At 41.8% G+C, this 17,571-nt stretch carries 16 protein-coding genes and 1 pseudogene; 8 read left to right on the forward strand and 9 right to left on the reverse strand.

The window, feature by feature from the left end:
- Positions 1-76: 76 nt before the first annotated feature.
- Both FTV03_RS14095 and FTV03_RS14100 read right to left on the reverse strand, forming a co-directional pair.
- A pseudogene (locus FTV03_RS14095) lies at positions 77-1,171 on the reverse strand (FAD-dependent oxidoreductase); the annotation flags it as partial.
- 66 nt (positions 1,172-1,237) lie between these two features.
- Complete coding sequence (locus FTV03_RS14100) at positions 1,238-2,587, reverse strand: MFS transporter (protein WP_180009439.1); 1,350 nt, start codon at positions 2,585-2,587, stop codon at positions 1,238-1,240.
- 446 nt (positions 2,588-3,033) lie between these two features.
- Here FTV03_RS14100 and FTV03_RS14105 point away from each other — a divergent pair, with 446 nt between their 5' ends.
- Both FTV03_RS14105 and FTV03_RS14110 read left to right on the forward strand, forming a co-directional pair.
- Complete coding sequence (locus FTV03_RS14105; RefSeq protein ID WP_078190882.1) at positions 3,034-3,621, forward strand: ANTAR domain-containing response regulator; 588 nt, start codon at positions 3,034-3,036, stop codon at positions 3,619-3,621.
- Positions 3,622-3,624: 3 nt separating this feature from the next.
- Positions 3,625-4,620: an ABC transporter substrate-binding protein gene (locus tag FTV03_RS14110; RefSeq protein ID WP_180026998.1), complete on the forward strand. Its 996-nt coding sequence runs from the start codon at positions 3,625-3,627 to the stop codon at positions 4,618-4,620.
- Between the two features lie 76 nt (positions 4,621-4,696).
- Here the strand turns inward: FTV03_RS14110 and catM are convergent, their stop codons facing one another.
- The gene (gene catM / locus FTV03_RS14115; protein WP_180026997.1) at positions 4,697-5,620 is read right to left on the reverse strand and encodes a cis,cis-muconate-binding transcription regulator CatM; all 924 of its coding nucleotides are present in this window, start codon (positions 5,618-5,620) and stop codon (positions 4,697-4,699) included.
- Positions 5,621-5,723: 103 nt separating this feature from the next.
- Here catM and FTV03_RS14120 point away from each other — a divergent pair, with 103 nt between their 5' ends.
- The 6 genes from FTV03_RS14120 to pcaD all read left to right on the forward strand — a co-directional run bounded on the left by FTV03_RS14120 (position 5,724) and on the right by pcaD (position 10,835).
- Entirely contained in the window at positions 5,724-6,833 is a 1,110-nt protein-coding gene (locus FTV03_RS14120; protein WP_180041867.1) for a muconate/chloromuconate family cycloisomerase, read from the forward strand.
- A gap of 20 nt (positions 6,834-6,853) precedes the next feature.
- Positions 6,854-7,144 (forward strand): muconolactone Delta-isomerase, encoded by a 291-nt coding sequence (gene catC / locus FTV03_RS14125; RefSeq protein WP_078190886.1) that lies wholly within the window; start codon positions 6,854-6,856, stop codon positions 7,142-7,144.
- 153 nt (positions 7,145-7,297) lie between these two features.
- On the forward strand, positions 7,298-7,984 hold the full coding sequence (locus tag FTV03_RS14130; protein ID WP_180041869.1) for a 3-oxoacid CoA-transferase subunit A: 687 nt from the start codon (positions 7,298-7,300) through the stop codon (positions 7,982-7,984).
- A 19-nt stretch (positions 7,985-8,003) separates the two neighbouring features.
- Entirely contained in the window at positions 8,004-8,654 is a 651-nt protein-coding gene (locus FTV03_RS14135) for a 3-oxoacid CoA-transferase subunit B (RefSeq protein ID WP_180041871.1), read from the forward strand.
- Positions 8,655-8,781: 127 nt separating this feature from the next.
- On the forward strand, positions 8,782-9,987 hold the full coding sequence (pcaF, locus tag FTV03_RS14140) for a 3-oxoadipyl-CoA thiolase (RefSeq protein ID WP_180041872.1): 1,206 nt from the start codon (positions 8,782-8,784) through the stop codon (positions 9,985-9,987).
- A 68-nt stretch (positions 9,988-10,055) separates the two neighbouring features.
- On the forward strand, positions 10,056-10,835 hold the full coding sequence (gene pcaD, locus FTV03_RS14145) for a 3-oxoadipate enol-lactonase (protein ID WP_180041874.1): 780 nt from the start codon (positions 10,056-10,058) through the stop codon (positions 10,833-10,835).
- 82 nt (positions 10,836-10,917) lie between these two features.
- Here pcaD and FTV03_RS14150 read toward each other — a convergent pair whose 3' ends face one another.
- The 6 genes from FTV03_RS14150 to FTV03_RS14175 all read right to left on the reverse strand — a co-directional run.
- Positions 10,918-12,285 (reverse strand): amidohydrolase family protein, encoded by a 1,368-nt coding sequence (locus FTV03_RS14150; protein ID WP_180041876.1) that lies wholly within the window; start codon positions 12,283-12,285, stop codon positions 10,918-10,920.
- Positions 12,286-12,322: 37 nt separating this feature from the next.
- Positions 12,323-13,243: an ABC transporter permease gene (locus FTV03_RS14155; protein ID WP_180041878.1), complete on the reverse strand. Its 921-nt coding sequence runs from the start codon at positions 13,241-13,243 to the stop codon at positions 12,323-12,325.
- Between the two features lie 15 nt (positions 13,244-13,258).
- On the reverse strand, positions 13,259-14,356 hold the full coding sequence (locus FTV03_RS14160) for an ABC transporter permease (RefSeq protein WP_180041880.1): 1,098 nt from the start codon (positions 14,354-14,356) through the stop codon (positions 13,259-13,261).
- An 18-nt stretch (positions 14,357-14,374) separates the two neighbouring features.
- Positions 14,375-15,970 (reverse strand): ABC transporter ATP-binding protein, encoded by a 1,596-nt coding sequence (locus FTV03_RS14165; protein ID WP_180041882.1) that lies wholly within the window; start codon positions 15,968-15,970, stop codon positions 14,375-14,377.
- Positions 15,971-16,048: 78 nt separating this feature from the next.
- Positions 16,049-17,110, reverse strand: coding sequence for a BMP family ABC transporter substrate-binding protein (locus FTV03_RS14170; RefSeq protein WP_373684684.1), 1,062 nt, complete (start codon positions 17,108-17,110; stop codon positions 16,049-16,051).
- Positions 17,111-17,375: 265 nt separating this feature from the next.
- Positions 17,376-17,571: transposase (locus FTV03_RS14175; RefSeq protein WP_180041886.1), on the reverse strand; the 196-nt coding region annotated here is incomplete at its 5' end.

Below are 17,571 nucleotides of genomic sequence, written 5' to 3' on the forward strand. Positions count from 1 at the left end.
GTTGTATGAGGGATAAGGGCAAATTGTAGGTTTTATCTCAGGTTCAAATTTAAGATTTTAGCAGCATTCCAAACTCTACAATTTGCGTATAGTGGTAGCTAATCACTATATCAATCAAGATACAAGCTGCTTCATCTGCATAGAAATAGCTTAAGGCATTGGGTGTCATTGCATGCGCATCGCCTACAGATGCAACATCAACACCCATCAGTTTCAGCTTGGTGCTCATATCTGCACCAGCGAAAAGCGTGCAGTTTTGTTCCATCACATGCTTTGCTGCAATACGCGCCATGTCATAGCCCGGTGCAACTAAGCCATAAATTTTATTCTGCCAAAGCGCACATTCACCAATGGCATAAATGTCAGGGTTTGAAGTTTGGCAATAGTCATTAATCGCAATACCGCCACGTTCACCAATCGCTAGACCGCTTTGGCGCGCTAATTCATCGCGCGGGCGGATACCTGCAGAGAATAAGATGATATCGGTTTCCAGTTCAGAACCATCACCAAACTTCATCACGTGCTTCGCATTTGCACCATCTTCGATGCAAGATGTCGCTTTTTGCGTATGGACTTTAACACCTAGATTTTCAATTTTTGAGCGTAAAACTTTACCGCCTAGATCATCAATCTGAACTGCCATTAAGCGTGGTGCAAATTCAACAACATGGGTTTCTAAGTTTAAATCACGCAGCGCTTTTGCTGCTTCCAGACCCAATAAACCGCCGCCGATCACCACACCTGTTTTAGCATTCAAGCTTGCGGCACGGATGGCATCCAAGTCTTCAATGGTACGGTACACAAAGCAGTTTTCACGTTCATTGCCTGGAATTGGTGGCACAAAAGCGTATGAACCTGTTGCGAGCACTAGCTTGTCAAAAGAAAGAATATCACCGTGATTGGTTGTGACCGTTTTATTGCGCTGATCAATTTCAACCGCTTTGGTGCTAAGGCGTAAATCTATACCGTATGCATCGGCAAAGTCGCTGCGGCATAGGGTTAAATCTTTAGCCGATTTACCGCTGAAATATTCAGTTAAATGCACACGGTCATAGGCTAAACGCGGCTCTTCAGCCAAAATGGTTAATTCAACATCATCACCTGCGTGTTCCAGTACAGATTCGATAAATTTATGGCCAACCATGCCATGTCCAATCATGATGATTTTCATATTCTTTCTCCGCAAGATTTTTTTATTTGCCCCTAAATCGCGATGTTTAGAGGCAACTTTTCAGTATTAGTTTTGAGCTTCAGCTAAATTTCGTTCATTTACAGCTTGTTCAAATAGGCGCTGTTCTTTTTCTTTATGCTCTACAGAGAAGCGGATCATCAGTACACAGCTTGCAGCGATAACCACTAGACCGCCCAACACCATAAGCGTGGTTTGAATATCCAGCATGCCTTTAAGCAAGAAGCCTGCAGCCACTGCACCTACGTTACCGCCTGCACCGATAATGCCTGCAACACCGCCTAAAGCATCACGGTCAATGAATGGCACCAGCGCATAGGTAGCACCGCAAGCCATATGTGTGAAGAGCGCAAAGACTGTCATTGCAAGGATTGCAAGCACTGCAGTATTCATTTGTGAGAAGACAATCAGGAATAAGCCTTCTAGCAGAATCATGGCAAATAACACTTTGGTACGGCCATCTAAGCCTTTTTTAGTCGCTACTTTGTCCGAAACAATGCCGCCAAGCGCACGAGCAAACAATGCAAGCAAACCAAAGATACCTGCTGCCATACCCGCCTCTTTTAATCCAAAGCTGAAATGGTCGACGTAGTACATTGCTACAATGTTGTGAATAAAGATTTCAATACCGAAACAAGCTGCGTAAGCGCCAAATAGAATCCATACACGGTAATTGCGTGCTGCATGCATTAGAATTGCCAAGCCGCCTTTTTTGTCACTGCCAACACTGATGCCTTGTTCGCGAAGTTCTTTAAAGTTGCCTTGCGGACAGTCTTGTGTGAACTTCCAGTAAAGCGCACCAACAATCAGCATCATCACACCGGGTACAATCAGCGCAATACGCCAGCCCATCGCTTGCTCTACACCAAACATAACGAGTGCGCCAAGCAGTAAAGGCATAAGGGCTTGAGTTGCACCGCCGCCTGCATTGCCCCAGCCTGCTGTTGCAGCATTGGCTGTACCCACAACATTAGGCGCAAACATAATGCTTGTATGGTATTGAGTGATGACGAAGCTTGCGCCAATCGCGCCGATCAGCAAGCGGAAAAAAAGAAAGGATTCATAGCTGCTCGCAGAAGCGACACCAAAGACTGGAATACTGCCGATGATTAATAAAGCTGTATAGGTTTTACGCGGGCCATATTTATCACATAAAGGACCAACGATCAGACGGACTAAAATCGTGATCGCAACAGCGGCAATATTAATATTGGCAATTTGATCTTTCGTGAGGTGAAATTCGCCAGCAATCACTGGCATCAACGGTGCACAGGCAAACCATGCAAAGAAGCAAACAAAGAATGCGAGCCAACTCATGTGGAAGGCCCGCATTGCTGCTGAAGAAAAATTAAATAGACTTATTTTTGTGGCTTTTTTGGCATTTAAATTTGAAGACATAACCTTCTCCTGACTGAACTGAACGCATGAATTACTCGGTTATGTCGCTAACACATAACAGAGTCGATCAGAACGGACGTCGTTGGCCGTCTAACAAATTTTTAGAGTCTTCTTTGACTCAATAAGTATTAAGCACGATACGTGCCAAGTTTTTATTTCAATCGTAAATTTCATCTCTATATTTAAGCATTGAGCGCCGATCTATCCGAAAATAAGCGAATTAAGGTAAATAAATAGTCAATATGCCTATAGAGATGCGGCTGAATGTTCAAACGTGGTTCAGCCCTGCACAAGATCAGTGCACGGAAATGGTTCAATTTTAAAATGTGCATATAACCAAGCTAAAATTTAGAAGCAGATTTATATTTTGTATTGTCTTAAAATTTGGCATTTAAATTGCTTAGAAAACTCAATACGTATTTGTTTGGCTCTGTCTGAGCGTTTGCATGCCAAAACTAAAAATAGCCCTAATTGATGATGATCAAGAACGCGCTGAATTTATTCAAGCCTCATTAATTCAACATGACTTTGATGTGGTCGCCAGTTTCATGATTGATCATTTAAATATGTCATATCTGCAAAATATTCAGGCAGATGTGATTTTATTGGATATGGATCATCCACATCGCGATGTCATTGAAAGCTGTGTCAGCCAATTTGACTTACCGACTGTTCTGTTCACTAAAAATTCGAGTCTTGAAATCATCCGAAGCGCGATTGATGCGGGTGTCACGGCATATATTGTCGATGGTATTGACCCTGCACGTTTGAATAGCATTTTAGAAATTTCGATTGAACAATATAAAAAGCATAAAAAACTGCTGAATGATTTGGCTGAAACCAAGTGCAAATTGGCCGATCGAAAAGATATTGAAAAAGCCAAAGTGCTTTTAATACAAATGCATGGTTTAACCGAAGATCAAGCATTTAATTTGCTGAGAAAAAATGCCATGAGTCACCGTATGACGATGGGTGAAATGGCGCGCCGACTGCTTGATGCGCAAGCGCTGTTACAGTCTCAATTTAAGGAATAAACCATGCAAAAGCTTGAAAAAACTGATATTCAATTGGGCTATATTCCTTTACTTGACTGTGTTGCTTTGCTCTGGGCAGAACATCAAGGGTATTTTGCTGAACAAGGCTTGAATGTCACACTAACTCAAGAACCGTCTTGGGCAAGTTTACGTGACCGTCTAGCTTTTGGTTTTTTAGATGCAGCACACTGTTTATCGGCCATGCTGCCTGCGTCTGTGACGGGCAAAGACCATCTCGGCATCCCCTTACAAACCTCACTAACGCTCAGTACCAATTGCGCTTATATTAGTCTGAGTCAAAAGCTCTACTATGAATTAAAGATCCATGCATTAGATCTACCAATTAATTCAGCAGAGAAAATCGTATCTGCGATAAAGCAGAATCAAACGATTCAGTTGGCGCATGTTTTTCAGCATTCGATTCATCATTATATTTTAAGAGAATGGTTGGCACTTGCCGACACAGAACTCGCTCAAACGCAGACCTTTTCAACTCTACCACCGCCTTATATGGTGGAAGCAATATCAACGCAACGAATTGATGGATTCTGTGTCGGAGAGCCGTGGAATACGCAATCTGAAATACAAGGCTATAGTCGTATCATCGTCAATAGCCAAGATATTATTGAGCCTATACCAGATAAGGTTTTGGCTTTTACTCATGATTGGGCAGAAAAACATCCCAATACCTTAAAGGCGATCAATCTTGCCATCCAAAAAGCACAAAACGATCTACTTCAACAAACACATTTCTCAGAAATATTTTCTTTGTTAAAACAATATCACATCATCCGTTTTGATTGTTCTGAGCAGATTCACGTCGAGGCTTTTCATCGGATCAAAAGTATCATTCAAAATTTTGGCAAGACCCAAGCGCCACAAACTTCAGACTTTGAATGGATGATCCAAAAAATGCAGCAATACGATCAATTAAATATTGAAGATGAAAAGGTTATTGAAATAGCTCGGTCTTGTATTTATCAGGATGCTTTGGGCTGAAATTATTGATATTCCATAAGACACTATCAACTGAATAGTGGATTTTAAGAAACATCGATCATCAAACCTTGATCAGTTATGCATCTGCATCGATAGCGCGTAAGTCGATATTTTCTTCAACGAAGACTTCACGAATGCAATCCAGTATCTTTGGAATGTAATTACTATGATCCATATTGCGTACCGACAAAGAGATTGGACTATAGGCTTCCAAATCTAAGATTGGGATGTACATCAAATTTTTCATGCCAATATCACTGGCACTTTCAGGAATCAGGGAAATGCCCTCTCCCGAAGCCACCAAACCCAAAGCCATATGAATTTCACGCACTTCGGTTAAATGTTTAGGTACAAGTCCTAGTTCGGTAAAAATGGATTGGATGAGAGTGGAAAAATTCGGTTTAGGTGTCGTTGGATAGGCAAAAATGGGTTCATCTAAAATTTGAGAAAGATAAATGCCTTTGTCTTTAAATTCAGCCAAATGATGATTTTTATGAATAGCTAAACGTAGCGCTTCTTTTCTTAATAAAATACGTTTAATGGACGGATCAGTTAATCGAAGTCGTCCAAAACCAATATCGATTCGACCGGTTTTTAAGGCTTCAATCTGGTCGCGTGTACCACATTCTATGAGTTCAACATGAATATCTGGGTTGCGTTGTCGAAATAGATAAATAATTTGCGGCAATAATGCGTATAAAAGCGAACTGACATAACCAATGCGGACAGTTTTATCGACGGCATTAATTCGCTGTGCCATGGTTTTGGCCTGGGCGGTATGCGTCAATATCTGTACAGCATGCTCATAAAAGAACATACCAGCTTCTGTGGTTTTCACGGGTCTAGAACCACGCTCAAACAAGGTAATGCCCAGTTCTTCTTCAAGCTTTTGAATTTGGCGGCTCAAAGGCGGCTGAGCAATACATAATTTTTCTGCTGCCTTGGTAATACTTTGCTCTTCAACCACGGTGACAAAGTAACGTAAGTGCCTTAATTCCATTTATATACCTTTTAAGTATCTAAAAATACCAAAATCGCTCTAGTTAAAGATATTACATTAAATTAGGGTATATAAATAGTTGGATAGATAAGAAATACGCAAGATGTATAAGTCGATTGAAACCCTGCTCGTGGAAATCCCAACAATCCGTCCGCACAAGATGGCTGTTGCAACCATGCAAACGCAAACCCTTGTTTTGATTAAAATCACCACCGAAGATGGTTATATCGGTTGGGGGGAAGCGACGACGATTGGCGGTCTAGGCTATGGTGAAGAAAGCCCTGAAAGCATTCGTACCAATATTGAAAATTATTTTAGTCCTTTACTGAAAACCCTCACTGGTTTGAATGTTGCTCAAACCATGCAAGCTATTAAACGTAATATTAACGGCAATCGCTTTGCTAAATGTGCCATTCAAACGGCGCTACTCGATATTTTGGCGCAGCGTTTAAATCTGCCTTTGAGTGAATTATTGGGCGGTCGTTTACGTGATAGCTTACCAGTTCTTTGGGTACTTGCATCTGGCAATACGGAAAAAGACATTGCCGAAGCACAAAAAATGATTGCGGCAAAACGACATAATATTTTCAAACTTAAAATCGGTTCACGCCCCGTTGAAGCTGATGTTGAGCATGTTTTAGCCATTAAAAAAGCGTTAGGTTCGGACATTTCTATCCGTGTGGATGTTAACCGTGCATGGTCTGAATTAGATGCCATTAAAGGCATTCAATTGTTACAAGATGGTGGTGTTGACCTGATTGAGCAGCCTTGCGCAATCGATAACATTGACGCGATGCGCCGTTTAACTCGTCGTTTTGATATTGCGATTATGGCAGATGAATCACTGATGGGGCCTCAAACGGCATATCAACTTGCGCGGCACAATTCTGCCTCTGTTTTTGCAGTCAAAGTTGCACAGTCTGGCGGTTTAATCGAAGGCTGTGAGGTTTCAAAAATCGCCAAACTTGCGGGTATCGATTTATATGGTGGAACCATGCTTGAAGGCCCTGTGGGCACTATTGCATCGGCACATGCATTTTCTACATTTGACAATTTAGCTTATGGCACAGAGCTTTTTGGTCCATTACTGCTAACTGAAGAAATTTTAAAAACCCCACTTCAATATCAAGATTTCGAACTCAAGATTCCGACCACAGCGGGTTTAGGGATTGAAATTGATGAAAACAAAATTGATGACTTACGTCGCAAATAACATTTAGCTAGGAGTGAGAAATGCTTTTCCAAGTACGCATGGATGTCAATATTCCATTAGATATGCCAGTCGAAAAAGCCAATGAAATTAAAGCTGTAGAAAAGGCTTATTCACAAGATCTACAACGTCAAGGCAAATGGCGTCATATCTGGCGCATTACTGGTCAATATTCAAATATCAGTATTTTTGATGTTGAAAGTAATGAAGAGCTACACAACATTTTACAAGGGCTTCCCCTTTACCCGTATATGAATATTGAAGTCATGGCTTTAAATCGTCATCCCTCTTCTGTTCGTAGTGATGACAGCTGATGCGATTGGATTCCAATTGTGTAGCACATAGTTGGAATCCATTTTCTGTATTTTTAAGTTTGTAAATATTTGAAATAAAAGATTATCTGCCTTGCATGACTGAAGTGGTTAGTCAGGTAAATAGTTTTATCGTTCTTGATGAAGGATCGTAGCATGATTGATAAAAGTACCGCTTCCTTAACAGAAGCACTTTCTCAAATTAAGGATGGATCAACCATTATGATTGGCGGTTTCGGTACGGCTGGTCAGCCTGCTGAACTGATTGATGGATTGATAGAACTTGGGATCAAAGATCTCATCATCGTCAACAACAATGCAGGTAATGGTGACTATGGACTGGCTAAATTACTCAAAGCTGGTGCTGTCCGTAAAATGATCTGTTCTTTCCCTCGCCAATCTGACTCTTGGGTGTTCGATGAGCTATACCGTGCAGGAAAAATAGAACTTGAGCTTGTACCACAAGGTAACTTGGCTTGCCGTATTCAAGCGGCAGGTATGGGGTTGGGTCCAATTTATACACCAACAGGTTTCGGTACGTTGCTGGCAGAAGGCAAACCTACCCTCAATTATGAAGGCAAAGATTTTGTCCTCGAAAATCCAATTAAAGCCGATTTTGCTTTAATCAAAGCGCATCAGGGCGACCGCTGGGGCAACTTGGTCTACAACAAATCAGCGCGTAACTTTGGCCCCATTATGGCCATGGCAGCAGATGTGACAATTGCACAAGTCTCAGAAGTGGTTGAACTTGGTGCATTAGACCCAGAGCACATTATTACCCCTGGCATCTTTGTACAACATGTTGTGGCTGTTCAACCTGCACTGCTTGAGCAATCTGCATAAATCACGTGAGGAAAGAACCATGAGCTATATCAAATTAACCCGTGATCAAATTGCAGAACGTGTTGCGCAAGATATTCCAGATGGCGCTTATGTCAATTTAGGCATTGGCTTACCCACCAAAATTTCAAATTATTTGCCAACAGACAAAGATGTTTTTCTACATTCAGAAAATGGCCTTTTAGCTTTTGGTCCTCCTCCGGCTAAAGGCGAAGAAGACCCTGAATTAATTAATGCAGGAAAAGAGTTTGTCACCATGCAAACGGGCGGCTGCTTTTTTCACCATGGCGACTCTTTTGCCATGATGCGTGGCGGTCATTTAGATATTGCAGTATTAGGCGCTTTTCAGGTTGCCCAAAATGGTGACTTAGCAAATTGGCATACTGGTGCGCCAGATGCAATTCCTGCTGTAGGTGGTGCAATGGATTTGGCTGTTGGGGCGAAAAAAGTCTTTATTACTACAGACCATGTGACCAAAAAAGGTGAACCGAAAATTGTCGCTGAATTGTCATATCCTGCCACAGGCCTGCAATGTGTCGATCGTATTTATACAGATCTGTGCGTCATTGATGTGACGGTTGATGGTATGAAAGTCATTGAAAAAGTTGAGGGCTTGAGCTTTGACGAATTACAGTCAATGACAGGTGCGAAGCTGATTGATGCGACAGCTTAAAGCAAAGAGTCCCTCCTTGATTAAAGGAGGGATTTAGGGGAGGATTAATTTAAAAAATTAACTTCCTGTAAATTCCTCCCAACCTCCCTTTAAAAAAGGGAGGAGCTGAGCTTTTAGGATTTATAAAATGAAAAATGCCTATATTATTGATGCAATCCGCACCCCTTTCGGTCGCTATGCGGGCGGTTTAGCAGCAGTGCGTACCGACGACCTAGGTGCCTTACCCATTAAGGCACTGATGCAGCGAAATCCAAGTATTGCTTGGGAGTCAGTGGATGACGTGATTTACGGCTGCGCGAACCAAGCCGGTGAAGATAACCGTAATGTTGCACGAATGTCGTCCCTACTTGCAGGTGTACCTTTTCAAGTTCCTGCTACAACTGTAAACCGACTTTGTGGTTCATCGCTTGATGCGATTGCGATGGCAGCCCGTGCAATTAAGGCAAATGAAGCAGACTTAATTATTGCTGGCGGTGTTGAAAGTATGTCCCGTGCGCCCTTTGTTATGGGTAAATCGGAAAGTGCTTATGGACGCAGCCAAAAGATTGAAGACACCACCATGGGCTGGCGTTTTATCAATCCAATACTCAAACAAATGTATGGCGTGGAAACCATGCCTCAAACCGCTGAAAATGTGGCAGAACAATTCAATATTAACCGTGCTGATCAAGATGCTTTTGCCTTAGAAAGTCAGCGCCGTACAGCCGCTGCACAGGCCAATGGTTTTTTTGAGAAAGAAATCATCCCTGTCGTCATTCCACAGCGTAAAGGCGACCCACTGATAGTCGATACAGATGAGCATCCACGTGCATCGACGACAGCAGAAGGCTTAGCAAAACTCAAACCTGTGGTGAAAGCAGATGGGACGGTAACTGCGGGCAATGCTTCAGGGATCAATGATGGTGCAGCTGCACTACTGATTGCTTCAGATGATGCTGTCAACAAATTTAACTTAAAGCCACGGGCCAAAATTATTGCGGCAACGGTGGTGGGTGTTGAACCCAAAATCATGGGCTTTGGTCCTGCGCCTGCCATAAAAAAGTTGTTAGCTCAAACAGGTCTAAGCCTTGAACAAATGGATGTAATCGAGCTGAATGAAGCTTTTGCGGCTCAAGCCTTAGCGGTTACCCGTGAATTAGGTTTAGAAGATGGTGCTAAACATGTTAATCCAAACGGTGGCGCTATTGCTTTGGGTCATCCATTAGGTGCATCTGGAGCACGTTTAGTCACGACTGCATTAAATCAGCTTGAGGAAATTTCAGGTCAATATGCCCTCTGTTCGATGTGCATTGGTGTCGGTCAAGGCATCGCTTTGATTATTGAACGTGTTTAATCCTCAATAAAAGTCCACCTTATCAAAGGGGGGATTTAGGGGGATTTATAAAATTAAGGATTCAAAACATGCCTACATTTATATCCAATGATGCAACGATTAATTACGCAACCTTTGGTGACCACACACGACCTGCGATTGTGTTTTCTAATTCTTTAGGCACAAAGTTCAGCATGTGGCAGCCTCAGATAGAGGCACTACAGCAGGATTATTTTGTGATTTGTTATGATACACGTGGTCATGGTGCATCTTCTGCCCCTCAAGGGCCATATAGCCTTGATCAATTGGGTACAGATGTCATCCATTTATTGGATCATTTAAATATTCAACAAGCCACATTTTGTGGAATATCGATGGGTGGTTTAACAGGCCAATGGCTTGCAAAACATCATCCTGAACGCTTTAACCATGTCATTGTATGCAATACCGCTGCAAAAATTGGGCAAGAATCAGCTTGGAATGAACGTGCGCAATTAGTCCGTCAACAAGGTCTGGAACCAATTGCAGAAACGGCAGCATCACGATGGTTTACAGAACCCTTTATCCAAAGTAACACAGCAACTGTACAATCTTTGAGTAACGACCTCGGAGCTGGCAGCCCAGAAGGTTATGCAAGTTGTTGTGAAGCTTTGGCTAAAGCGGATTTGCGCAATGAAATCTCGTCTATTCACGTACCTGTATTGATTATTGCAGGTCAACAAGACCCTGTAACTACAGTTGTAGATGGTCAATTCATGCAAGAACGCATCGCAAATAGCCAATTATTTGAAATTAATGCATCGCATATTTCAAACATTGAACAGCCTGATGCATTTAACCAAGCACTCATCTCTTTTATCAGTGCTTAAATCCTGCATGTTGTTCTTCGATAAAATTTAAAAAAATAAAGCCCAAATTGATTTGGGCTTTATTTTTTATCTGCTGAAAGTTTTAAGTCCTTTGCAACTCATTGACAGCTGTGCCGCGTAAACTGAGCCAGTCAGAACGACGTTTAAATAACGCAGGTGCGGCAAAATTAATTTGGTCAATAAATTGCTGTAAGTCTGCATTAAGCAGTTGACCATTTTTGACCAAAACTTTTCCTGCAACCATCGTCATCACGACATCTTGGCCCTGAACCGCATGGACCAAGTTCGTATGTAAATTAAATAAAATGCCTTGGTTGATTAAAGGTGTCATGCGAGGTGTAGCGGTATTTACCACGATTAAATCCGCCTGTTTACCGACTTCGATTGAGCCTATTTGCTGCTCAAGTCCTAATGCACGCGCTCCATCTCGAGTCGCCATTTGACAAACTGACCATGAATCTAAAGCTGCTGCATCTAAATTTGAAAATTTAGCCAATAACGAAGCTGTTTTCATTTCCTCAAATAAATCTAAATTGTTATTTTCCTTTTCACCATCTGTACCTAAACCCACCGCAACGCCTTGTTTGAGCAATTGAGTCACAGGTGCAGCGCCTGATGCTAGTTTCATATTTGAAATGGGGTTATGTGCGACCCCAACGTGATAATGTTTAAGCAACTGAATTTCGTCATCATCTAACCATACACAATGCGCTAATAAACATTTAGGTACATCGAGCATCCCTAATTTTTCTAGAGTTTGAACAGGCCGCATGCCGTAACGCTTCAAATTTTCAACGACATCAAACTTACTTTCATTACTATGGGTATGAAATCCAGTTTGATAGTCCTGACACATTTTTTGGATACGACCTAAGGCCTGATCTTCTGCATAAAATAAGTGTTCTAGTCCCACCCAGACCTGAATACGCCCTTCTGCTCGCATGTGCCATCGTCGAATCAGTGCTTCATTGCTATCTAGTGTTTCAAAATAATTATGGTCTGGATGTTCTGCGACATACGGAACCAATACAGCTCGGATCCCTAAGTCTTCGGCTGCTTCTGCACTGCCATCCATATAGCGCCACATATCGACAATCGTGGTCGTTCCTGACAGCAGCGCTTCGGCATAACATAAATAAGAAGCCAATTTTGCATCTTCGGGTAATAACACTCGATGCATGGGGTCAATAAATTGTTGTAACCAATCCCAAACCGGTAAGCCTTCCGCTGTGCCGCGAAGTAAGCCCGAATGACAATGTGTATTGATTAAACCCGGCATCAACAATCCATTGGGGAAATGCTCATGTATAGCATCTGGAAACTGCTTTAAAAGCTCTTCTCGCTTACCAATCGCTTGGATCACTTGGCCTTTGACTAATACTGCCCCATCTTGAATATAGTCTAAGGACGAATTCATGGTTAATACATGGCCTGCACTCAGTAATTTCATTCTTTTGCTCCTATGAAAATTGTGTTATCAGCCAAAATTAAGGGTTGAAGGTTTTCCCAAGTGAAGCTGGTAAATTCAGTTTTAGATGTTTTTTATTACGAGAAATCAGCACTAAAACCACAATTGTTGCCACATATGGCAGTGCAGAAAGCAATTCATTTGGCACATTTAAACCTAATGCTTGAGCATGGAACTGAAGGATCGTTACGCCACCAAATAGATATGCTCCGAGCATTAAACGGGTAGGTTTCCATGTTGCAAAGACCACCAATGCAATCGCAATCCAACCCCGACCTGCCACCATGTTCTCAATCCACATCGGCGTATAGACTGTTGATAAAAATGCGCCACCTACTCCAGCCATAGCACCACCAAAAAGAACCGCACAGTAGCGAATCGCTAAGACGTTATAGCCCATAGCATGCGCACTTTCTGGTGACTCGCCCACTGCTTTGAGTAGCAGACCAAGGCGAGTTTTTGTGAGTACCCACCAAATAATCACAAAAGCCAACATGGACAAATACACAACATAGTTATGCTGAAATAAAATAGGCCCTAATACAGGTATTTCACTTAAAAGCGGGATGTCTAAACCCTGTAAGCCGGGCAATGCCATGCTCACGTAGTTTTGTCCTATAAATGCTGAAATTCCGATACCGAAAATTGTGAGTGCTAAACCGCAAGCGGACTGGTTAGTACTTAAAGAGAGGGTAAAAAATGCAAAAATCAGTGCCATCAATGTGCCTGCAAGGCCACCGACCATTAAGGCACTTGCAACACTCGCATCGTACTGTGCAGCGAAGGCAAAGCCAGCGATAGCACCAACCAACATCATACCTTCTACACCGAGGTTTATGACCCCTGTCCGTTCTGCGACTAATTCACCAAGACCTGCAAAAATGAGTGGCGTTGCTGCGGCGATCGTGCCAGCTAAAATGGCTGTAATTTCAATGCTCATACAATTCTCCTCAATCTAAGCCGTAGTCGCTTGACGATCTGTCAGCGTTTTATTTTTTTTCGGTGCAAAACGATAGCGGTTTTCAATCAAGGCATCTGAAGCTAAAAGGAAAAATAACAATAAGCCTTGGAAGATACCTGTAATCGCAACCGGAAGTTGCAGCTGCATTTGTGCCATTTCCCCGCCCAAATAAATCAGTGCCATCAATAAACCTGAAAGAACGATTCCAATTGGGTTTAAACGACCTAAATACGCCACAATAATGGCTGCATAACCATAGCCAGGAGAAATGTTTGGATTTAACTGTCCAATAGGCCCTGCAACTTCACAGATGCCTGCAATCCCCGCCATCAATCCAGATAAACCTAAACTGAGCCAAATGGCCTTTTTAGATGAAAACCCTGCATATTTCGCGGCCAATGGTGCTTGCCCACTTACTTCAAGTTTGTAAGCAGTTAAACTTTTACGGATAAAAATCCCAAATATCACCACGGCAATGATCGTAATGAAAATAGATGCATTGACTCGAGTCCCTTCCCAAATTAAGGGTAATGTCGCAGACTCACTGAACATGACTGATTGTGGAAAATTCATGCCATCAGGATCACGCCACGGCCCATTGACCAGATATAAAAGAACAAATAAGGCCACATAATTCATCATGAGCGTCGTCAGGGTTTCTTCAGCATTAAAGTGCGTTTTGAGTAATGCCGGAATGAGTCCCCACAATGCGCCACCAATTGCCCCCATCAGCACCATGAGCGGCAAAATCCACCACCCCATTTGTTCGTGAAATAAAATTGCGATTCCGCCACCAAAAATAGCGCCCATGGTCAGCTGACCTTCGGCCCCGATGTTGAATAATTTGGCACGAAAACCAATGGCTAAACCCAACGCAATTAAAATCAGGGGTGAAGCTTTAATCGCAAGTTCACTTAAGCTATAGATCGAGGTTAAAGGCTCGATAAAAAAGATATACAGCGCATTGAGCGGATCAACACCTAAGGCTAAAAATAACAGACTGCCCACCACCAACATTGCCAAAAGCGCAATAATCGGAGACAGCCATTTCATCATTTGAGAGGGATGCTCTCTAGGTTCTAATAAATGCATGGATTTATCCTTTCATTGCTAGGCATGTGCCTGATTCAGAGACATTTCTGTAGAGTTTGAAGTATTGGAAATACCCGACATCAATAGACCGATTTGCTCGGCATTGGTATCCGTGGTTTTCATCGGTTTTGACAATTGCCCTGCGGCAAGTACACAAATTCTGTCGCTAATCTCAAACAGTTCTTCTAATTCTTCAGAGATCACCAATATTGCGACCCCTTGGCGTGATAGATCGATCAGGGTTTGTCGAATAAACATTGCTGCGCCTACATCAACGCCCCATGTTGGTTGCGATACAATCAGCACTTTGGGGTTTTGTAGAATTTCACGTCCGACAATGAATTTCTGTAAATTCCCGCCCGAAAGTGATCGAGCTTCAGCATCAGCACCTGAGGCTTTGACGCCAAACTTTTCAATACACTGCTCTGCAAAGGCGCGCATTTTTGTAAAATTGATTAGCCCCCAATCGCTTAATTCTTTACGAAAAGCGGTTAATAAACCGTTTTGTGACAGCGTCATATTTGGAACAGCACCTCGTCCCAAACGCTCTTCAGGTACAAAGCCCAACCCTTGATCACGGCGCAGTCCTGCACTTTGCAGTGAAATATCGACACCTTGAAAAACAATGCTGCCTTTTACTGAAACTTGCTCACCTGAAAGTAAAGACAGCAGTTCCGCTTGGCCATTGCCCGAAATACCTGCAATTCCTAAAATTTCACCACCATACAAATCCAGTTGGATATGTTTGAGCGACACCCCAAATGGATCTTCAGATTCGTAATTCAAATCATCAACAGAGAAAAGCTGTTGTTTTTGACCAGAAAAATCCACATGTTGGTAAGTTAGCAAATCTCGACCAATCATTAAACGCGCTAAGTCACTGGTTGACTGATCTTTTGGATAGACATGTCCTGTCACCAGACCGTTTCTTAAGATCGTCGCTTCATCACAAAGTTCTTTAATTTCATGTAATTTATGACTGATATATAAAATAGATACGCCCTGAGAAGCCAGTAATTTCAAGGTTTTAAATAATTGCTTGACCGCCTGAGGTGTAAGTACCGATGTCGGCTCATCTAAAATGATTAAGGATGGATTTTGTAATAAACAGCGAATAATTTCGACGCGTTGACGCTCACCCACTGACAAAGAAAAGACTTCACGACGTGGGTCTACACGTAATCCATATTGTTCAGACACGGCAACGATACGTTCATGCAATTGTTTTAAATCTACTTTTTCATCGAGTCCCAACAGAATATTTTCAGCAACGGTTAAGGTTTCAAATAGTGAAAAATGTTGATAAACCATACCAATACCCAGCTTTCTTGCGGCTGATGGGCTATCAATATTGACCTCTTTGCCATTCCAAATGACTTGGCCTTCATCTGCACGTGTTGCCCCATAAATGATCTTCATCAGGGTACTTTTACCCGCACCGTTTTCTCCCAAAATGGCGTGGATGGCACCGGGCTGAACCGTTAAATGAATTTGATGATTGGCTTTGAGTGAGTTATAGCTCTTGCAAATATTAATGAGCTCAAGACGAGGAATGACATTTTTATGCTCAGCTCGATCGAATGGGGTCGCAGGTTCTTGTTGAAATGCATTCATAACTTAAGCTCTCTTCAACGTAAATTTATAGGACCAAAAGTGAGATGCACTTTTGGTCACAGCTTGTATGTTTCAAAATTATTTAGGTAAAACCCCTTCTACGCCTTTCACGTAATAATTCATTTTGTTGAGATCAGCATCAGTCATGTTTTTACCTTGAGCGAGCGCTAAACTGCCATCTTGTTTATATACAGGGCCTGCAAATGGATGTAATTTTCCAGTTTGAATTGCGGTTTGTACGCTTAAGGCTTTTTGCTTAACAGCAGGTGCTAAAAATGGTGCAAAGGCTTCAATTTTGACCGCATCTTGTTTCACGCCATACCAAATTGCACTTGGTTTCCATGTTTTATTTGCGACTTGCTGCATGACTGGGGTATAGATTTTTTCCCAGTGCAACACTGAAGCCGCCAATTGTGCTTTAGGTCCAAACTTGCTCATATCTGAGTCCCAACCAAAGGCATATACGCCTTTTTGTTGTGCTGCTTGCACCACGGCTGGAGAATCCGTGTTTTGCATCAACACATCTGCTTTTTGAGAAATCAGTGCTAAAGCTGCATCACGTTCTTTGCCTGGGTTAAACCATGAATTGACCCAAATCACTTTGGTTTTAATTTTAGGATTGACGCTTTGTGCACCACGTGTGTAAGCATTGATATTACGTATAACTTCTGGAATTGGAAATGAACCAACGACACCTAAGATGTTGCTTTTCGTTTGCTGTCCTGCGACAACACCGAGCATGTATGCACCTTCATAAGTACGTACGTCATAAACCCCAAGATTTTTGCCTTGTTTATAACCTGTCGCATGCATAAAGACGGTATTTGGAAATTGTTTTGCCACTTTTTCCATTTGGTTCATATAACCAAAAGACGTCCCAAAAATAACTTTATTGCCCTGTTGCGCTAAATTTCGGATTACACGTTCGGCATCGGCGGTTTCAGGGACATTTTCAATATGTGTGGTTGTATATTTTCCAGCTAAGGCCTTTTGAGCTTTAATGCGCCCCTGATCATGTGAATAGGTCCATCCATGATCACTAGTTGGGCCAATGTATACAAAGGCTGCTTTATCTGCGGCGTGTAGCTGAGTTATCAAGCCTGCACCACAGAGACCTGCTGCGCTAAATATCAGTGCCATTTTTTTTAAACGGCTTACAAAGCTTTTCTGTTGCATCATTTCGTTCCACCTAAAACATTAAAAACTTGATCTAATTTATAAAAAGCTAAAATTATTCTGCATAAATGCGATTTTCTATTTATAGTTAGCAAATATCGTTCCAATATTTATTTTAAAATAAAAATATATTTTAAATAAAATTGAATAATTAAAATAAAGGTGAATTTATATATATAAATCGAATCCATGAATTTTATTTAAAAGATTATTAGATTTCTTTCATAAGTCATTTTTCACTCAGCTCTAAGTTATAAATTCCAGCAATTAGATTGAATCTCAATGCTAGTCTTTTGCCTCGATTGCGATATCGCTCAGCAAGAATTTTGAAGGTTTTCAAACTGCCAAATACATGCTCAATTCCAATTCTTCTTTTATTGATTTCCTGATTATAGATTTTTAGTTCGGAATCCAGTTTACAGCGC

Origin of the sequence: Acinetobacter sp. YH12218 (genome assembly GCF_013417925.1) — a bacterium.
Lineage (GTDB): Bacteria > Pseudomonadota > Gammaproteobacteria > Pseudomonadales > Moraxellaceae > Acinetobacter > Acinetobacter amyesii.